Below are 14,243 nucleotides of genomic sequence, written 5' to 3'. Positions count from 1 at the left end.
CCGCCCGTTTGCCCCCGCCGATGCGGCTGGTCTGGGCCGCTGAGCCACCGGAGAACTGCTTCTCGAGGATATCGTTGAGTTCCTGCAGTGCCTGCGGCTGGATACTTTCCAGCGAAGCCACCCGCATCATTACATCCAGGCGCACCTTGTCGTCCAGAGTGCCGAGGATCTCCGCGGCCTGGTCCGGATCGAGGTAGGAAATAACGATGGCCTGAATCTGGGGGTGCTCGTAACGAATAATATCGCCCACCGCACGGGGTTCCATCCACTTCAGGGTATCCAGGCCGGTGGTGTTGCCACCAATAAGGATACGGTCGATCAGGCTGGAGGCCTTGTCGTCCCCCAGGGCCTGGGTGAGCATGGTGCGAATGTAATCATCATTGCCAACCCCCAGACCGGTCTGGCCGCCAACAGCCTCGACAAACTGGTTCAGGACATAGGTAACGTCGTCCTTGCTGACGTCTTTCATCTGGGCCATGGCCACGCCAACCCGCTGGACCTCTTTCGGCCCCATGTGCTTGAGCACTTCGGCAGCGTCGTTTTCGCCCAGCGACATCAGCAGGATTGCCGCCTGCTCCACCCGCGGAATCTTGCGCTGGGGCTTTTGCGCCGCATCAGGCTGGCGGTTGTTCTCATCAGTCATCGACATTCACCCACTGGCGCATCACCTGGGAGACCCTTGCGGGGTCTTCAGCAATCAGGCCTTTCAGTGCATTCAATTGCCTATCATAGCTGTCTGTCGCGCCGGGCAAAAGCAGATCGTCCTGTGAATGCATGGCTTCGCGCAGAGCGTCGCCGCCTTCGATGCCATCAAGGCCGTCATAGCCGTCCTCGGAGTCGCCCCTGCGTTCGCTGCGGCCACCGCCGGACAGACTTTTCAGGGTGGGTCGCAACAGGCCCAGAACCAGAACCAGAATGACCAGGCCTGCGAGCACCTGCTTCATCAGGTCCCAGAACCACGGCTGCTCCCAGAACGCCGGTGCTTCAAACTCGATCTGCTCTTCGGCGGCGAACGCAGTGTTCATCACCGTAACACTGTCACCCCGGGCGGCCGAATACCCCACGGCATCGCGTACCAGCATGGTCAGGCGCTGCAGTTCCTGTTCCGGCCAGGGTTCATAGCTGACTTCGCCGGTCTGGGGATCCACCACTTTCATATCATCAACCGCCAAGGCTACCGACAAACGTTTTATGCGGCCAAGTTCCTGGCGGATATAGCTGACGGTGCGGTCCATTTCGTAGTTTCGGGTCGACTCTTCACGCACGTTCACCGGCGGCGCCTGGACGTTGCCCTCGTCATCGGCGGTTGCCTGTTCCGGAACTGTCGGCTGAGCGGGCGGCTGGTTGGACAGGGCGCCGGGGATTCCACTGGCGCCGCCACCGGCACGCCGCTCGGACATCTGGCGCTCGCTGCGCACAGCTTGCTGTTCGGGATTGAACAGCTCCTCAGCCTGTTCCACCGAGGAGAAATCGAGATCAGCCGTCACTTCCGCACGGAAACGACCGTCGCCCACCACCGGCCTGACCATGGAGGCAACCCGACGAGCCAGGCGATCCTCAACGCGGGAGGTGTAATCGTACTGGTCTTCAATCTGCTGGCTGTCACCGCCGTCTTCACGACCGGTGAGCAGGTTTCCACTCTGGTCGACCACGGTCACATTGTCCTTGCTCATTTCCGGAATGCTGCCGGCAACCAGGTTCACGATCGAGGCAATCTGCTCCTGCTCCAGGCGACGACCGGCAATTACTTCAAGGAACACGGACGCTGTCGGCGTGCGCGCGTCGCGGACAAACACCGAGCGCTCCGGAATCGCCAGATGAACCCGAGCGGCACGAACCGTGCGCATGCTGCCAATCGTTCGTGCCAGCTCGCCTTCCAGGCCACGGCGGAAACTGATGGTTTCCATAAACTGAGAGGTTCCAAGGCCACGGTCCTGGTCCAGCAGTTCGTAGCCCATGGTCTGCTCGTCCGTCACGCCCTCTGCTGCAAGTTTCAGGCGGGCGTTATAGACCTCATCGGAGGGCACCAGCAATGCGCCTGTGCGTGGATCCATACGGTAGTCGATGTTGTTGGCATCTAGAATGGTCGTGACATCCTGTGGGTTGTAGCCGGACATATCCCCCACCACAGGCTGGTAATTGGGCTCCTGGGCCCAGAGAACCACGGCAACGCCAAGGGCAACACTGGCGGCAAGCCCCACCATCAGGCCCACCTGTCGCAGCAGGTTCAACCGGTTGAAGCCGAAAATCAGGTCGCTACGGCTCTCGCCGGTATCGTCTCCCCGCGCCGCGGGCATGTTCGAGGATGAGGTTTCAGCAGGTACGCTGGCCATGGGTCCGCTCCGCTATCAAACCGGCATATTCATGATGTCTTCGTAGGCCTTCACCACCCGGTTACGGACCTGGGTCAATGCCTCGAAGGAGATGGATGCTTTTTCAGACGCGATCATGACGCGGGAGATATCCATGTTCGGATCGCCCATTTCATACGCCGTCTTCATATCACTGGATGTTTGCTGGAGTTCGTTCACAGAACCCACAGCCTGGCTGAGCATGTCGCTGAATTTGGGAGTGTCGGAGGTTTCCTGGACCTTGGACGGCCCGTCCATCCGTCCGCGAATGTTGTTGTCCTGTTCAACCCGCTGATTCTCCATCATCTGCGAGCGCATATTGCGAATTTCTGAAAGGACACTGTTGATGTCAGCACGCTGAACCATGATTCACTCTCCCGGCCCGCCGTATAAATGGGCAAGCCATTGACCTGGACATATCTGAACAGGTCAAAGCAAACCGCAGGCCAACATAATTTATTTGTTAATTTTCATAATGTTAATTAACAATCGGAGAGAAAGGCGAAAGACAGCGGCGGTCTTTTGACGTGGGCACAAAAAACGGCACCCTTGGGTGCCGAACGAAGGAGCCTGTTGGTTGTGGTCAGGCGGCGGCCAGCTCTGCATCCAGATCGATGCCGGCATCGCGCATCTGGGCCAGCTTGTATCGGAGCGTGCGCGGGCTGATACCCAACTGCTCCGCCGCCCGGTTGCGTCGACCACGCTCTTTTTTCAACGTTTGGATGATAATCCGGAATTCACGCTGTCGGACTTCATCACCCAGTGACGTGGAAGATAGCGCTCCGAGACCCGACAGGCTTTCCTCGGCATAGGTATCCTGAGCGTCCCGATCAGGTGACTCAGCCCCGGATTCGGAAACGACTGGGTGTGGCGAGGCCGGAGATGTCGTGCCGGCGGGGCCACTTTCCATACGCCCGGTAATTCCGAGTTCCAGGCAAAGGTCACCAGCATGGATGACATTCCCCTGGTGCAAGACCAGCGCCCGCTGTATCGCGTTGTCCAGCTCGCGAACGTTGCCCGGCCATTGATGACCCATCAGCGCATCTCTGGCGTCGGGCGCGAAGGTCACGCCGGTCAATTTCATCTTGCGGCAATGATTTTTCAGCAATGCATTCGCCAGCGGCATGATATCCAGTGTACGTTCGCGCAGTGGCTGCCAGTGCATGGGGAAGACCGTCAGCCGGTAGTACAGGTCTTCACGGAATTTGTTTTCCCGCACGTAATCGGACAGATCCCGGTTGGTCGTGGCAATAACCCGTACATCCAGGGCGATGGTCTTGCGACCACCGACCCGCTCAACCTCGCGCTCCTGGAGCACCCGCAACAGCTTGGATTGCAGGCCAGGATCCATTTCCGAAATCTCATCCAGCAGGATGGTGCCACCATTGGCCTGCTCGAACTTGCCCGGGGAGGATGCAACCGCACCGGTAAAGGCACCCTTCTCGTGGCCAAACAGGATGGCCTCCAGCATATTCTCGGGAATTGCCGCGCAGTTGATCGCCACGAACGCCTGGTCTGACCTGGGAGACTGCTGGTGAATATAGCGCGCCAACACCTCTTTACCGGTTCCACTTTCCCCGGAAATCATCACCGTCGAGTCACTGGCTGCCACCTTCGCCGCCAGTTGGAACATCCGTTTGCTGATCGGATCTTCCGCAACGGGCTGGTCGACACTTTTCTGGCGGCCGCCGCCGACCACTCTGGTCACCGCATCCACAAGCACTGAGGGCTCGAACGGTTTGACCAGGTAGTCGATGGCACCGGACTGCATCGCGGACACCGCATGGCTGATCTGACCATAGGCAGTGATCAGCATGGTCGGCAGGCCGGGGTACCGTCTTTGTATTTCATGCAGCAAATCGTGACCGGACATCCCAGGCATGTTCACATCACTGACAACCATATCCACCGGCGACTCAGCCAGCTTCGCCAGGGCCTGCTCCGCATTGGCGGCTTCACGCACGCGAAACTTTGCCAGCTCAAGGGTGGTAACCAGCGCTTCTCGAAGATCCTGGTCATCCTCAACAATCAGAATTTGGGCTTTGGCCATAATAGCCTCCGATCAGTCATTCTTTGATGGCTGCTGCCGACGGTCACCCGTCGACAACGAACGCATCAATGGCAGGGAAATGATGGCAACAGCACCTCCGGCGGCAGGCGCATCAATCGAGAAACGACCCTGGTGCGCTTTCACCACCGCCTGGACCACGGCAAGGCCCAAGCCGGTGCCGTGGGATTTGGTGGTATAGAACGCTTCCAGCAATTGACTTGCCTGCTCCGTGGTAAACCCAGGACCGTTATCACTCACGCGCACCACCAGTTCCTCGTCAACGGACACAACGGCAACTTCAACGTTCGTCGCCCCGGCCTCCACGCTGTTGTTCACTAGGTTGGTACAGGCACCCACCAGAGCATCACGATTGCACATCAGCGCGGCGCTATTGACCTGGTCACTCAACTCCACCGACACACCGGCAGGGAGCTTCAATCCTTCCAGCGCGGAAGCCAGCGCCTGAACCAGGGTGTCGGCAGACAATTCCTCTGCCAACCGCGTCTCGCCCCGGGCGAAAATAAGCATGTCACGCACCTGCTGCTCCAGGTGCGTCAAGCGGGACATCAACCGTGAGGCACAACGCTGACGCATCTCCTCGTCCAGGTCTTCCTGGCTGAGGTGCCCGCCATACAGAATGGCAGCCGACAGCGGTGTACGAATTTGATGAGCCAGGGAGGCCACCATCTTGCCCATGGCGGAAAGCCGCTGGGCATGGGCGAGCTGAGACTGCAAATGACGGGTTTCAGTCAGGTCCGTCAGCAGGATCAACTGCCCCGGCTGGTTTTCCATGGTACGAATTTCAATACTGACACGACGGCCATCCTTGAGTGACACTTCGTGGCCATCGTCGCGGCGGGGCGCAAAACAGCGGCGGATAACATCCACCCACCGCTCTCCACCAAGAGGCTCCCCCAACAACGTGATCGCCGCCGGATTGGTCTGCGTCACCACCCCCTGGCTGTCGAGCACCACAACCCCGGCCGGTAGCGCATGCAGAAGCGTCGAGAGCCGGTCTGCCAGCTCCTCTTTCTGCTCCAGCTCCGCCTGGCGCTGCTGGGATTCCGCGGACAGCTCCCCGGACAACTGATTAACACGGGACTCAAGAGTGCGGTAGGAATCAGTGATCTGTCGGGACATCTGATTAAACAGCTCCAACGCTGTCCCCACAGCCTCATCGTCCTGCTCCGGGAACAACGCCGTCACCTTGTCATTGACATCGGCAGCCGCATTGGCAGACGCCTTTGCTGACGACAAACCCACAAACTGTAACTGACTCATAAACTCGCCCTCTGACCGGACTAACCCCCGGCCCGTACCAATCGGATGGATCGTTTGGACGAGACTAAGCCAGCACTGTGCCAACTTTAAATTTTGTTTATTTTTCAACAGGAAGGAAAAACAGAGGAAAGGCATACGACGGGTTTCCGTCGCCTAAAAACAGCGATGGCGCCGAAGGTTACAAACCTTTGACGCCATCAGAAACCGATTCTTTGGGGGATTGATCAGCTCTCCTCGGACTCCTCATCCCGAAGTCCATACTTCCGGACCTTCTCAACCAGCGTCGTTCGACGAATCCGAAGCTTTTCGGCTGCCCGGGCCACTACTCCTCCGGCTTCATCCAGCGCCTGCTGAATCAACTGCCTTTCAAGATTGGACAGGTAGTCCTTCAGGTCGATGCCGTTCACCGGCAGCAGAGCCGGCGCATCCAGCCCCACCAGCCCGGGAATGCCAGAGGGCATACCGGAGTCTTCCACTGGCCGGTTCTCGTCGTAATCGTCCACGTAACGGAACTTCTTGGGCAACTCCTGAACCCCAATGACACCGTAGGGGTGCATAATCGCCAACCGCTCCACCAGATTCGCCAGTTCGCGAACATTCCCGGGCCAGTCGTGGCGGCAAAGACTCATGATCGCAGCCGAGTTCAGCCTGAGGGAGCCCCGCTTTTCTTTCTCCATCCGCGAAATCAATTCATTGGTCAACAGCGGAATGTCTTCCACCCGGTCACGTAAAGCGGGCATTTCAATGGGGAAAACGTTCAGGCGGTAATAGAGATCTTCACGGAAATCGCCCGTTTCAATCATGTCTTCGAGATGTTTATGAGTCGCGGCAATGACCCTGACGTCGGCTGACTGAGTCCGGTTACTGCCAACACGCTCATAAGTGCGTTCCTGCAGAACCCGCAGAATCTTGACCTGCATGTTCAACGGCATGTCGCCGATCTCGTCTAGAAACAGGGTGCCCCCCTCGGCCATTTCAAACCGACCTACCCGCGACGTGATCGCGCCGGTGAACGCGCCCTTCTCGTGCCCGAACAATTCGCTTTCCAGTAATTCCGCTGGAATGGCACCGCAGTTGACCGGCACGAAGGGCTTGTCGCGACGAGAGGAATGGTAATGGAGGTTTCGCGCCACCACTTCCTTGCCCGTTCCCGACTCGCCAGTAATCAGCACACTCACATCCTTGTCGGCCACCTGCTCCATTAATTGGCGTACCGATTGCACTTTTCGACTCGTACCAACAAGGCTACGGAAAAGCTGTAGACCACGTTGCTGTCCCCGTTCACGGGAACGTGCAAACTGATCCCGGTAGATCTGTGCACGGTAGAGCGAGTCCACGAATTTGGTGTAGTTAAGCGGCCATTCCATGCGGGCAATTACCCGGCTTGTCTCGTCGTCGGAGAGGCCCGCCAGATCAGGGTCGCCAACCAACAGCAAAGGCACCCCCTGAGCGACCTCGCACACGGTTGAAATCACTGCGGTCACGCCATCGTCCTCGCCGTTAACAACGGCAACGGAAATTGACTCCAGATCCTCAGCGTCACCGCTGCTCAGCAGTGAATGGGCATCGGCCCCAACGACAATGCCCTCTTCGCCGATAAACTCAAGAATGGTAGAAATGTCACGTCTTTTCGCATCGTCCTCGCTGAGCACCAGCACCTTGTTATTCTTCGACATCCAAACGAATCTCTTGCGGGGATTTGTGCGGTATTTAAGACTGTAAGTGGGCCTGAGTCAATTTTATGACGCTATTTTGGCCGATTTAACGAGACGTTTTGATAGGCTTTTGCCGCGCTGCGGTTCTGGTTCACCCCTTTCAGCGCTTTCTGGGCTTCCGCCTTGGCTTCATTTGCCGAAATATTGGCACGATCACAGAATGTCTGCAAGGCTGCCAGCCTTTCCCTGACTGGCTCAGGGCTCAGCTCGCCGGCCTCAAGGGCCGCCATAACTGGCTCGATCGTCGGTTTGACCAGCTCATTCAGACGGGACAGTTCGTCCCAGTTCTTCTCCGCAAGCGCGGTCTTCAGGTGTTCAACCAGGGTATCCACTGCCTCTAGCTGTTCCGGTACCGACATAATTGCATCTCCTTGAAAACGGTCCGGTAGCGCCCCGTGCCTCAACCGGCCCGGGGCTGCCAGTCATCAGCGGCGGGCTGCTCTCCGGGCTGCCGAGGCAGAAAACTGATTACCACGGAAGCCTGGCTCGAAATCATAGGCGGGGAAGCCGTTATCCAGACCATCGATGTAATACCGCTGGGCGTTCAGATCGTAAGTCATCTCCATGGTAGTCCAGAATACCGGCTCACTGTAGTAGCTGATGTTGTGAGCTTCGGACACCCGCCAGAGTTCATCATTGCTGTCGTACTCCTCCGTGGCAAGAATCTGCCAGCTATCTTCGTCGACGTAGAACACCCTGCGGGAATAGATATGACTGATACCGGTCCGCAGTTTCGCTTCGACAACCCATACCCGATGTAGCTCGTATCGGGCCAACTCCTGGTTGATGTGCTGTGGCCGAATGACATCGTCCGGCTGGACATCCGCGTCGTGAAGCTTGTAGGCATTGTAGGGCACGAAGATCTCACGCTTGCCTTTCAGCTCCCAGTCGTACTGGTTAGGGGCGCCATTGTACATGTCTTTCTGATCAACCGAGCGGAGGGATGAAGAGTTCGGCAGATCGGTTTCATAGGCCAGGTTCGGTGACCGGCGCAGCCGCCTTGAGCCGGCATCGTATCGCCACGCGAGCCGGGGTGAGCGAATCTGATCCAGGGTTTCATGAACCAGAGTGATGGTGCCCGCGAGACTGGATGGCGCGATGGTGTCGGTTTTCAGGTAAAAAATCTTGTTATCGATATCGGCGAGGTTCGCGCCGCGGCGGCTGTAGGCAAAGTAATAGTCGTACTGGTTAACAACCTGGTTGTAGGAACCGTTCACCTGGGGCGTCGCTGAAGCGCTACGGAACGACAGTTCCTCTCCGCGATAACGCAGGATGTGGTTCCAGATCACCTCCAGGCCATTCTTTGGAATCGGGAAGGGGCTGGTCATGATGGTGTCACGCACACCGTTTCCGTTCGCCAGAAGTTCCGCGCTGCGGGCATTCTCCCGGGACTTTTCGTACACATCTTCCGGGAAGGCCGCGGTACGACGGGTCTGGTACACCGGCATCACAAATTCCGGGCCATATTGCTCAAGCATACGGATGTGTCCGTCGGTCAGCTTGTCGCGATATAGATCCACATTCGCGCCGGTAATAACAAACAGAGGCTCATCCTCGGGAAACGGGTTGGTTTCCACCTGCCCCGGTTTCCAACTAGCGGGCGGCTTGGTTAGCCCACCTGTCCACGCCGGAATGCTGCCAGAGGCATTGCCCTGCCGCTCAGCTCCAACTGGAGTCAGCTCGCTAGCCAGCCGCTGAGCTTCGGATTCACTGACCTTTGCCAACGCAACGCCTGACAACCCAAACAATGCCACTGTAAAACCCGTGACCCATTGGTTCCGCATTCCCTTCTACCTCCAAGGTAACCGATCAACCCATGTGTCATTCGCGGTTTGGCATGCCTACGCCGGAAACAACAACAGGCGATCAAATGTTATTCAATCGGGGCGCCTTTTTGCCAAATTCAAACGACCGTTTCAAGTGAATCTTTGTAGTTTCTTGTCAAAACCACCAAACCAACGGTGGGAGGAGAAATTCACAATGAAAAATGTTATAGTTGGCGATTAATTCATCGCACAGCAGTGAACCGCTCTCAGGTACTACCATGGCTTCGCAGTGGCATTCATTGGTTTCCCAGAAAATATTCCTGGCTCGCAACCTGTTGGGGCAGCTGGAGCACAGCGACACCGTTCCAACGAAAGAAGCCCTGCTGCAAGGCAGCATAGAGCTAGGGCTGAGGGCTCGAAAACTGACGCTGGTAATGATCGCCAGGGTGTATCAGCACAAACATAGCCAGCCTGATGACCTTGAGGCACTGGATGAGCTGATCGGAACCCACAGCCCGGAAATGACAGAACTGGAGCAGCTGGCCAGTGACGGGCGGAGTTGGTGGAGTCATCTCGAGCAGCTTGAGCGTCATCAGGGCAATCCCCCGGTGACCCGAAAAACGGTCAGCAATGAAAACGTGATTGCGGTTGCAGCTAACACCGGCCCGGATCGCTCAAAGCAGGCTCTGGAAACCACTCTGGGCGCGATGAAACACTTTATCGATATCCTCGAGGATCGGCACAGCGAATGGTAATGAACCACGGCGTTGCCGGACCCAACAGGAATGAACTGAAAGGCTAACTTAATGTCACCATCGTTTTTCGAGATTGTACAACTGAGCAACGGAGACTATGCGCTTCGCCGCATCGACGACGACAGTGCACCACTGGTCCAGATATCATTTTCGACGGAAGCCAGGGAGATGATGGAAGACCGGGACATGAACGTGGCCAAGGCCATGATTGCAGCCGGTATTGAGGCCGTCGGTAACGTTGCCCATGATATCGACTGGGAAGACGAAGAGCCGGACACTCAGGACATCCGGCCCTCCTACACACTTCATTGACGATCAGCGCTGGCGCAGCACCACACCATGACTGTTACCCCGAGCCGAAGCCTGCTCCAGTGACGCGAGCGCTTCGCGCCCGAGCTTGTGGGTCCACATGACCACAGCGTGACAGGTGCCTGCGCTCAGTGCTCGCTCGGCAAGCTCCCCGGCTGGGTAGTCAGGAGTAGACCTCAACACCAACAGTTCGCCTGCAACGATGCCACGCATGGTCTGCCACTTACTGACAAGGCTTTGGGGCGGATCAATCCAGGCTAACCAACGCTTCTCCTGATTCAACTGCGTAAGCATCGGTAGCAATAGCTGGAAGTTCTCAACCTGCCCTTCGGGCAAAATGATTTCGGTCACATTGCCTGCCGGTTTGGCTGGGCGACTCCTGACAGCAGGCGCCCTGACGGTATCATGGTCGCTCATACCGGCAACCTCTGAACCGACAAACCTGCCGCCTCCGTGAGCATAAGCCAGATTCTGATTAAAGCTGAGTTGTTCCATGATAAGCCTCACCTGCCGTTAAGCCGCGCCCGCGGTGTTCAACACTCAACGAAACACAGCCGGATATGTCCGGACACCCTGGGGGTGTCAGTGAAGGTCCGAGCGCCGTATGACCCCGACGCCGAGCCCCTCAATGAAGAGTTCCTGTTCTGTCAGATCCACTTCTATGGGTTCGAATTCCTCGTTCTCGGCGATCAAGTACACTTTCGAGCCTTCCTTACGGAACCGTTTGACCGTGACTTCCTCACCTACCCTCGCCACAACCACTTGTCCGTTGTGCACATCGTGGGTGCGGTGCACCGCCAACAGGTCGCCGTCAAGGATGCCAATGTCCTTCATGCTCATGCCGCGTACCCTGAGCAAATAATCCGCCGAGGGCGAGAAAAATTCAGGCTGCAGGGTGCAATGGTCTTCGATATGCTCCTGGGCCAATATGGGGCTACCGGCCGCCACCTGACCGATCACTGGCAAACCAAGGTCAGCCTCTACATCGGGAAGACGTATTCCCCGGCTGGCTCCCGGCACCATCTCGATGGCGCCTTTTCGGGCCAGTGCCCGCAGATGTTCTTCTGCGGCATTGGCGGAACGAAACCCAAGTTCCGCCGCGATTTCTGCACGGGTCGGCGGATACCCGGTCTCGTCAAGGTAGCGACGAATAATATCCAGTACCTGTGTCTGCCTAGCTGTCAGCTTCATTTAGGTTGCCCCGGTTAGCCCTGTTTTTATATACAGTTATTTGACTATATACAGTGTTTTATCCAGTGTAAACCCTGTAAACGCAATTTTTCCTTGAGCCGCACTGGGTGGCCGTCCACCGCGCCCTGACGTATGACTGTGTTAAGGTAATCACAACCAAAATAGGGAGTCGCCTGAATGAGCAACAGATGTAGGTTACCGGACATCCTCAAGACGGATGATGGCAAGGAACGCAGAGTTGGCGTTGAAATTGAGTTGTCCGGCCTCGGTTACGAAGATCTCGTCTCGCTGTCCGCAAAACTGCTGGGAGGTACCGGAAAGTCTGTTGCGCGCTATGTGTCCGAGGTTGAAACGGAACTCGGTGACTTTACCATCGAACTGGATTCGGACCCGATAAAGGACCTTGATCTGGCCGACGAGCGTCTTCCCGAGTCCGTCAGGGAACTTGGCGGCCAGGCCATGAGCGTGATCGACGCAGCCGCCGAGAAAATCGTGCCCCTGGAGATCGTCAGCCCTCCGCTGGCTTTCAGTAAGCTGGAACGCATAGAGACACTTTGCGATGAGCTGCGAAGAGCAGGCGCACTCGGCAGCCGGGAGGCGCTCTATTATGCCTTTGGTTTGCAATTGAACCCGGAGCTACCGGACCTCAGAGCCACAACGCTGGTGCGCTACCTGCGGGCCTTCGCTGCGCTCTACGAGTGGCTGAAGGCACGCCACCAGATCGATTTCAGCCGTAAGCTGACCAGCTACATTGAGCCCTGGAGCAGCACCTACATTGACCTTCTGATTTCAGAGGATTATGCGCCGGACATGGAGCAATTAATGCGGGACTACCTGCATTACAATCCAACCCGCAACAAGGCCCTGGACCTGCTCCCGCTGTTCGCACACCTGAACAGCGATTTGCTCGCAGAATATGTGGAGGATGAGCGCATCAAAAGCCGGCCAACGCTGCATTACCGGCTACCCGACTGCGACATTGATAACCCTGACTGGCATTTTTCCACGGTTTGGAATGACTGGATTGTGCTGGAACAACTGGTGGCCAACGCTGATGACTTATCGAAACTGGTTACGGAGTTTCGCAACAGTCGCAAACTGAGCCTCCATAACCTGACCCACAGCTGGTTAGACACGTCTGACCAGTGGCTTCGGTCCGGGAACTATGTCTGAAAGCCCGGTAGATAAGCCTGAACATCCGGGCCTTACGATTGGCATCAGCGGCCCGGCACGCCGCAGCCTCGCCCACCGGCTGATCACCTTCGCGCTGCGCCTCCACGGTGCGCGAACCCATTTTATCCGCCCGGGTTCGAAGGTGGACGTCTCGTTGCTCGACGGCCTTGTGCTCTCCGGTGGTACCCACGTGCACCCTTCGCGGTACGGCCAGACTCCTCAGGTAACCGCCCGGTATGACGTGCGCCGCGACGAAACCGATGTTCGTCTGCTGTCCCGTGCAGAAGAATTGAACATCCCGGTACTGGGTATCTGCCGCGGCGCCCAGTTTATCAATATTTTCCGCGGCGGATCTTTGTGCCAGAACGTGACACCTCTGCGGGTGAACACCCGCCACCGGCCGTTACTGTTACCGCTACAGACTGTTCGGGTCGTCAGTGACAGCCGCCTGGGAGAGGTGATGCGCAGCCCGGTGATTGGCGCGAACCGCATCCACAGCCAGAGCATCAAAAAACTGGGCACACATCTCCGCGTTGTCGCCGTGGACAACGACTCGTTTGTGCAAGCGATAGAAAATACACGTGGGCAATGGCTAATGGGCATCCAGTGGCACCCGGAGTACCTGCTTTATCATGGCGGCCACCGGCGGATTTTCAGCCATTTCGTGCAGGCTGCGGAAGACAGGAAGCTGATTCGGCTGGATGAACCTGTCGAAGCCGCCGGAGAAGATGATGAGAATACCGCTCAAAATGGCAGATAACGCTGCAACACGGCCTTAATTTCACGAATTTCCCGAGCGTCGTCGGGCAGAGCCGTCAAATAACGGGCCGCCCACTCTTTCAGTTGCTCGCGGGTGGTCACATAATGGGGGTCGCTCCCGGTCAGCCTGAACAGGATATCACGCTCCCGGGGCGTCAACCTGACCTGATTCTCGTGCAATAACATGGAGATCCAACTATGTTCCACAACGTCCATCGATACCTGCTGGCCTCCACGGCCCTGATTCTGTTTCCCCTGGGCGCATCAGCAGCAGAAGTCAGCCTGAGCGGTCAAGCCTCAGTCAAGTATACGCCAGACAGCGCACGGCTGCAGTTCACCGCCCGCGCCGAGCACAAGCTTCCCGAGACGGCCACTGAGGAAGTCAACGAGCAGATGGAGAAGTGGCGGGAGAGCATCGAGGACTTCCGCGACCGGCTCAAATCCTACAGCGACGCCTCGTTGAACCTTTACAGCCGTTCGATTCCATCACCAGAGCGTCACGAGGAGCCCCGACGAGTGGCCGTGGCTTCACAAACGGTCAGCTTCACCATCGATGACCTCTCTCTGCTCAACCCGATTCTTGCACAGGCGCAATCACTGGGTATGGACTACAACGTCGGTCCCCATCAGTTTTTTCATTCCGATGAAGTCGGTTTACGTAAACAGGCCCTGGCGGGCGCCATTGCAGATGCGAAATCACGCTGCGAATTTGTTGCCCGGGAACTGGACAAACAGTGCGGAGAGGTGATGACCATTAACGTCGATGGTGGCCATCAACCCCCGATGCCAATGATGGCGGAAATGCGAGGCGCCTCGGACGCTGTCTCAGCGGTCGGTTCCCGTGAACTTGAGGCCCGGGTTAGCGCGACTTTTGAACTAGAGTAAATCACCCG

15 protein-coding genes and 1 pseudogene are annotated in these 14,243 nt (G+C 57.3%); 5 read left to right on the top strand and 11 right to left on the bottom strand.

All coding sequences use genetic code 11. From position 1 onward, the window contains the following. The 8 genes and pseudogenes from B3M52_RS09570 to B3M52_RS09535 all read right to left on the bottom strand — a co-directional run. Positions 1 to 643 (bottom strand): annotated as a pseudogene (locus B3M52_RS09570) (flagellar motor switch protein FliG); the annotation flags it as partial. Further along, entirely contained in the window at positions 636 to 2,333 is a 1,698-nt protein-coding gene (gene fliF / locus B3M52_RS09565; RefSeq protein ID WP_075194738.1) for a flagellar basal-body MS-ring/collar protein FliF, read from the bottom strand. The pseudogene B3M52_RS09570 and the gene fliF, both read right to left, overlap by 8 nt. Before the next feature lie 15 nt (positions 2,334 to 2,348). Beyond that, positions 2,349 to 2,717 carry a flagellar hook-basal body complex protein FliE gene (gene fliE, locus B3M52_RS09560; RefSeq protein ID WP_036204822.1) on the bottom strand — a complete coding sequence of 123 codons (369 nt, stop codon included), beginning with the start codon at positions 2,715 to 2,717 and terminating at the stop codon, positions 2,349 to 2,351. Between the two features lie 217 nt (positions 2,718 to 2,934). Continuing rightward, positions 2,935 to 4,401 carry a sigma-54-dependent transcriptional regulator gene (locus B3M52_RS09555; RefSeq protein WP_041335984.1) on the bottom strand — a complete coding sequence of 489 codons (1,467 nt, stop codon included), beginning with the start codon at positions 4,399 to 4,401 and terminating at the stop codon, positions 2,935 to 2,937. Positions 4,402 to 4,413: 12 nt separating this feature from the next. Then, positions 4,414 to 5,682, bottom strand: a complete 1,269-nt coding sequence (locus tag B3M52_RS09550) for a sensor histidine kinase (RefSeq protein ID WP_036204816.1) — start codon at positions 5,680 to 5,682, stop codon at positions 4,414 to 4,416. 224 nt (positions 5,683 to 5,906) lie between these two features. Next, a complete protein-coding gene (locus B3M52_RS09545; protein WP_075194737.1) occupies positions 5,907 to 7,358 on the bottom strand; it encodes a sigma-54 dependent transcriptional regulator in 1,452 nt (483 codons plus the stop codon). Between the two features lie 71 nt (positions 7,359 to 7,429). Next, entirely contained in the window at positions 7,430 to 7,756 is a 327-nt protein-coding gene (locus B3M52_RS09540; protein ID WP_036204810.1) for a hypothetical protein, read from the bottom strand. Between the two features lie 66 nt (positions 7,757 to 7,822). After that, positions 7,823 to 9,181 (bottom strand): DUF1329 domain-containing protein, encoded by a 1,359-nt coding sequence (locus tag B3M52_RS09535; protein WP_036204795.1) that lies wholly within the window; start codon positions 9,179 to 9,181, stop codon positions 7,823 to 7,825. A gap of 260 nt (positions 9,182 to 9,441) precedes the next feature. Here B3M52_RS09535 and B3M52_RS09530 point away from each other — a divergent pair, with 260 nt between their 5' ends. After that, positions 9,442 to 9,918, top strand: a complete 477-nt coding sequence (locus B3M52_RS09530; protein ID WP_075194736.1) for a DUF6586 family protein — start codon at positions 9,442 to 9,444, stop codon at positions 9,916 to 9,918. A gap of 51 nt (positions 9,919 to 9,969) precedes the next feature. Beyond that, positions 9,970 to 10,230: a hypothetical protein gene (locus B3M52_RS09525; protein ID WP_007155189.1), complete on the top strand. Its 261-nt coding sequence runs from the start codon at positions 9,970 to 9,972 to the stop codon at positions 10,228 to 10,230. A gap of 3 nt (positions 10,231 to 10,233) precedes the next feature. Here B3M52_RS09525 and B3M52_RS09520 read toward each other — a convergent pair whose 3' ends face one another. Beyond that, a complete protein-coding gene (locus B3M52_RS09520; RefSeq protein WP_371915653.1) occupies positions 10,234 to 10,644 on the bottom strand; it encodes a cell division inhibitor SulA in 411 nt (136 codons plus the stop codon). Positions 10,645 to 10,809: 165 nt separating this feature from the next. Further along, the gene (lexA, locus tag B3M52_RS09515) at positions 10,810 to 11,418 is read right to left on the bottom strand and encodes a transcriptional repressor LexA (RefSeq protein WP_036204787.1); all 609 of its coding nucleotides are present in this window, start codon (positions 11,416 to 11,418) and stop codon (positions 10,810 to 10,812) included. 177 nt (positions 11,419 to 11,595) lie between these two features. Between lexA and B3M52_RS09510 the strand changes: the two genes are divergently transcribed. Together B3M52_RS09510 and B3M52_RS09505 are read left to right on the top strand one after the other, a co-directional pair. Beyond that, positions 11,596 to 12,591, top strand: a complete 996-nt coding sequence (locus tag B3M52_RS09510; protein WP_036204785.1) for an amidoligase family protein — start codon at positions 11,596 to 11,598, stop codon at positions 12,589 to 12,591. Next, positions 12,584 to 13,351, top strand: coding sequence for a gamma-glutamyl-gamma-aminobutyrate hydrolase family protein (locus B3M52_RS09505; protein ID WP_036204783.1), 768 nt, complete (start codon positions 12,584 to 12,586; stop codon positions 13,349 to 13,351). Before B3M52_RS09510 ends, B3M52_RS09505 begins: the two co-directional genes overlap by 8 nt. Here B3M52_RS09505 and B3M52_RS09500 read toward each other — a convergent pair. Then, complete coding sequence (locus tag B3M52_RS09500) at positions 13,336 to 13,566, bottom strand: hypothetical protein (protein WP_126812165.1); 231 nt, start codon at positions 13,564 to 13,566, stop codon at positions 13,336 to 13,338. The genes B3M52_RS09505 and B3M52_RS09500 overlap by 16 nt on opposite strands. Between B3M52_RS09500 and B3M52_RS09495 the strand changes: the two genes are divergently transcribed. Beyond that, on the top strand, positions 13,549 to 14,235 hold the full coding sequence (locus B3M52_RS09495) for an SIMPL domain-containing protein (protein ID WP_036204779.1): 687 nt from the start codon (positions 13,549 to 13,551) through the stop codon (positions 14,233 to 14,235). The genes B3M52_RS09500 and B3M52_RS09495 overlap by 18 nt on opposite strands. Positions 14,236 to 14,243 lie beyond the last annotated feature (8 nt).

This window comes from Marinobacter sp. UBA2688, from assembly GCF_002352785.1.
GTDB lineage: Bacteria > Pseudomonadota > Gammaproteobacteria > Pseudomonadales > Oleiphilaceae > Marinobacter > Marinobacter salarius.
The sequence above is the reverse complement of the archived record's forward strand: the minus strand, read 5'-3'. Positions and strand labels throughout refer to the sequence as shown.

Excerpts from the sequence above, each read along its gene's own strand:
- fliF (WP_075194738.1), bottom strand. The coding sequence starts at position 2,333 with ATGGCCAGCGTACCTGCTGAAACCTCATCCTCGAACATGCCCGCGGCG.
- fliE (WP_036204822.1), bottom strand. The coding sequence starts at position 2,717 with ATGGTTCAGCGTGCTGACATCAACAGTGTCCTTTCAGAAATTCGCAAT.
- B3M52_RS09555 (WP_041335984.1), bottom strand. The coding sequence starts at position 4,401 with ATGGCCAAAGCCCAAATTCTGATTGTTGAGGATGACCAGGATCTTCGA.
- B3M52_RS09550 (WP_036204816.1), bottom strand. The coding sequence starts at position 5,682 with ATGAGTCAGTTACAGTTTGTGGGTTTGTCGTCAGCAAAGGCGTCTGCC.
- B3M52_RS09545 (WP_075194737.1), bottom strand. The coding sequence starts at position 7,358 with ATGTCGAAGAATAACAAGGTGCTGGTGCTCAGCGAGGACGATGCGAAA.
- B3M52_RS09540 (WP_036204810.1), bottom strand. The coding sequence starts at position 7,756 with ATGTCGGTACCGGAACAGCTAGAGGCAGTGGATACCCTGGTTGAACAC.
- B3M52_RS09535 (WP_036204795.1), bottom strand. The coding sequence starts at position 9,181 with ATGCGGAACCAATGGGTCACGGGTTTTACAGTGGCATTGTTTGGGTTG.
- B3M52_RS09530 (WP_075194736.1), top strand. The coding sequence starts at position 9,442 with ATGGCTTCGCAGTGGCATTCATTGGTTTCCCAGAAAATATTCCTGGCT.
- B3M52_RS09525 (WP_007155189.1), top strand. The coding sequence starts at position 9,970 with ATGTCACCATCGTTTTTCGAGATTGTACAACTGAGCAACGGAGACTAT.
- B3M52_RS09520 (WP_371915653.1), bottom strand. The coding sequence starts at position 10,644 with ATGAGCGACCATGATACCGTCAGGGCGCCTGCTGTCAGGAGTCGCCCA.
- lexA (WP_036204787.1), bottom strand. The coding sequence starts at position 11,418 with ATGAAGCTGACAGCTAGGCAGACACAGGTACTGGATATTATTCGTCGC.
- B3M52_RS09510 (WP_036204785.1), top strand. The coding sequence starts at position 11,596 with ATGAGCAACAGATGTAGGTTACCGGACATCCTCAAGACGGATGATGGC.
- B3M52_RS09505 (WP_036204783.1), top strand. The coding sequence starts at position 12,584 with ATGTCTGAAAGCCCGGTAGATAAGCCTGAACATCCGGGCCTTACGATT.
- B3M52_RS09495 (WP_036204779.1), top strand. The coding sequence starts at position 13,549 with ATGTTCCACAACGTCCATCGATACCTGCTGGCCTCCACGGCCCTGATT.
- B3M52_RS09500 (WP_126812165.1), bottom strand. The coding sequence starts at position 13,566 with ATGGACGTTGTGGAACATAGTTGGATCTCCATGTTATTGCACGAGAAT.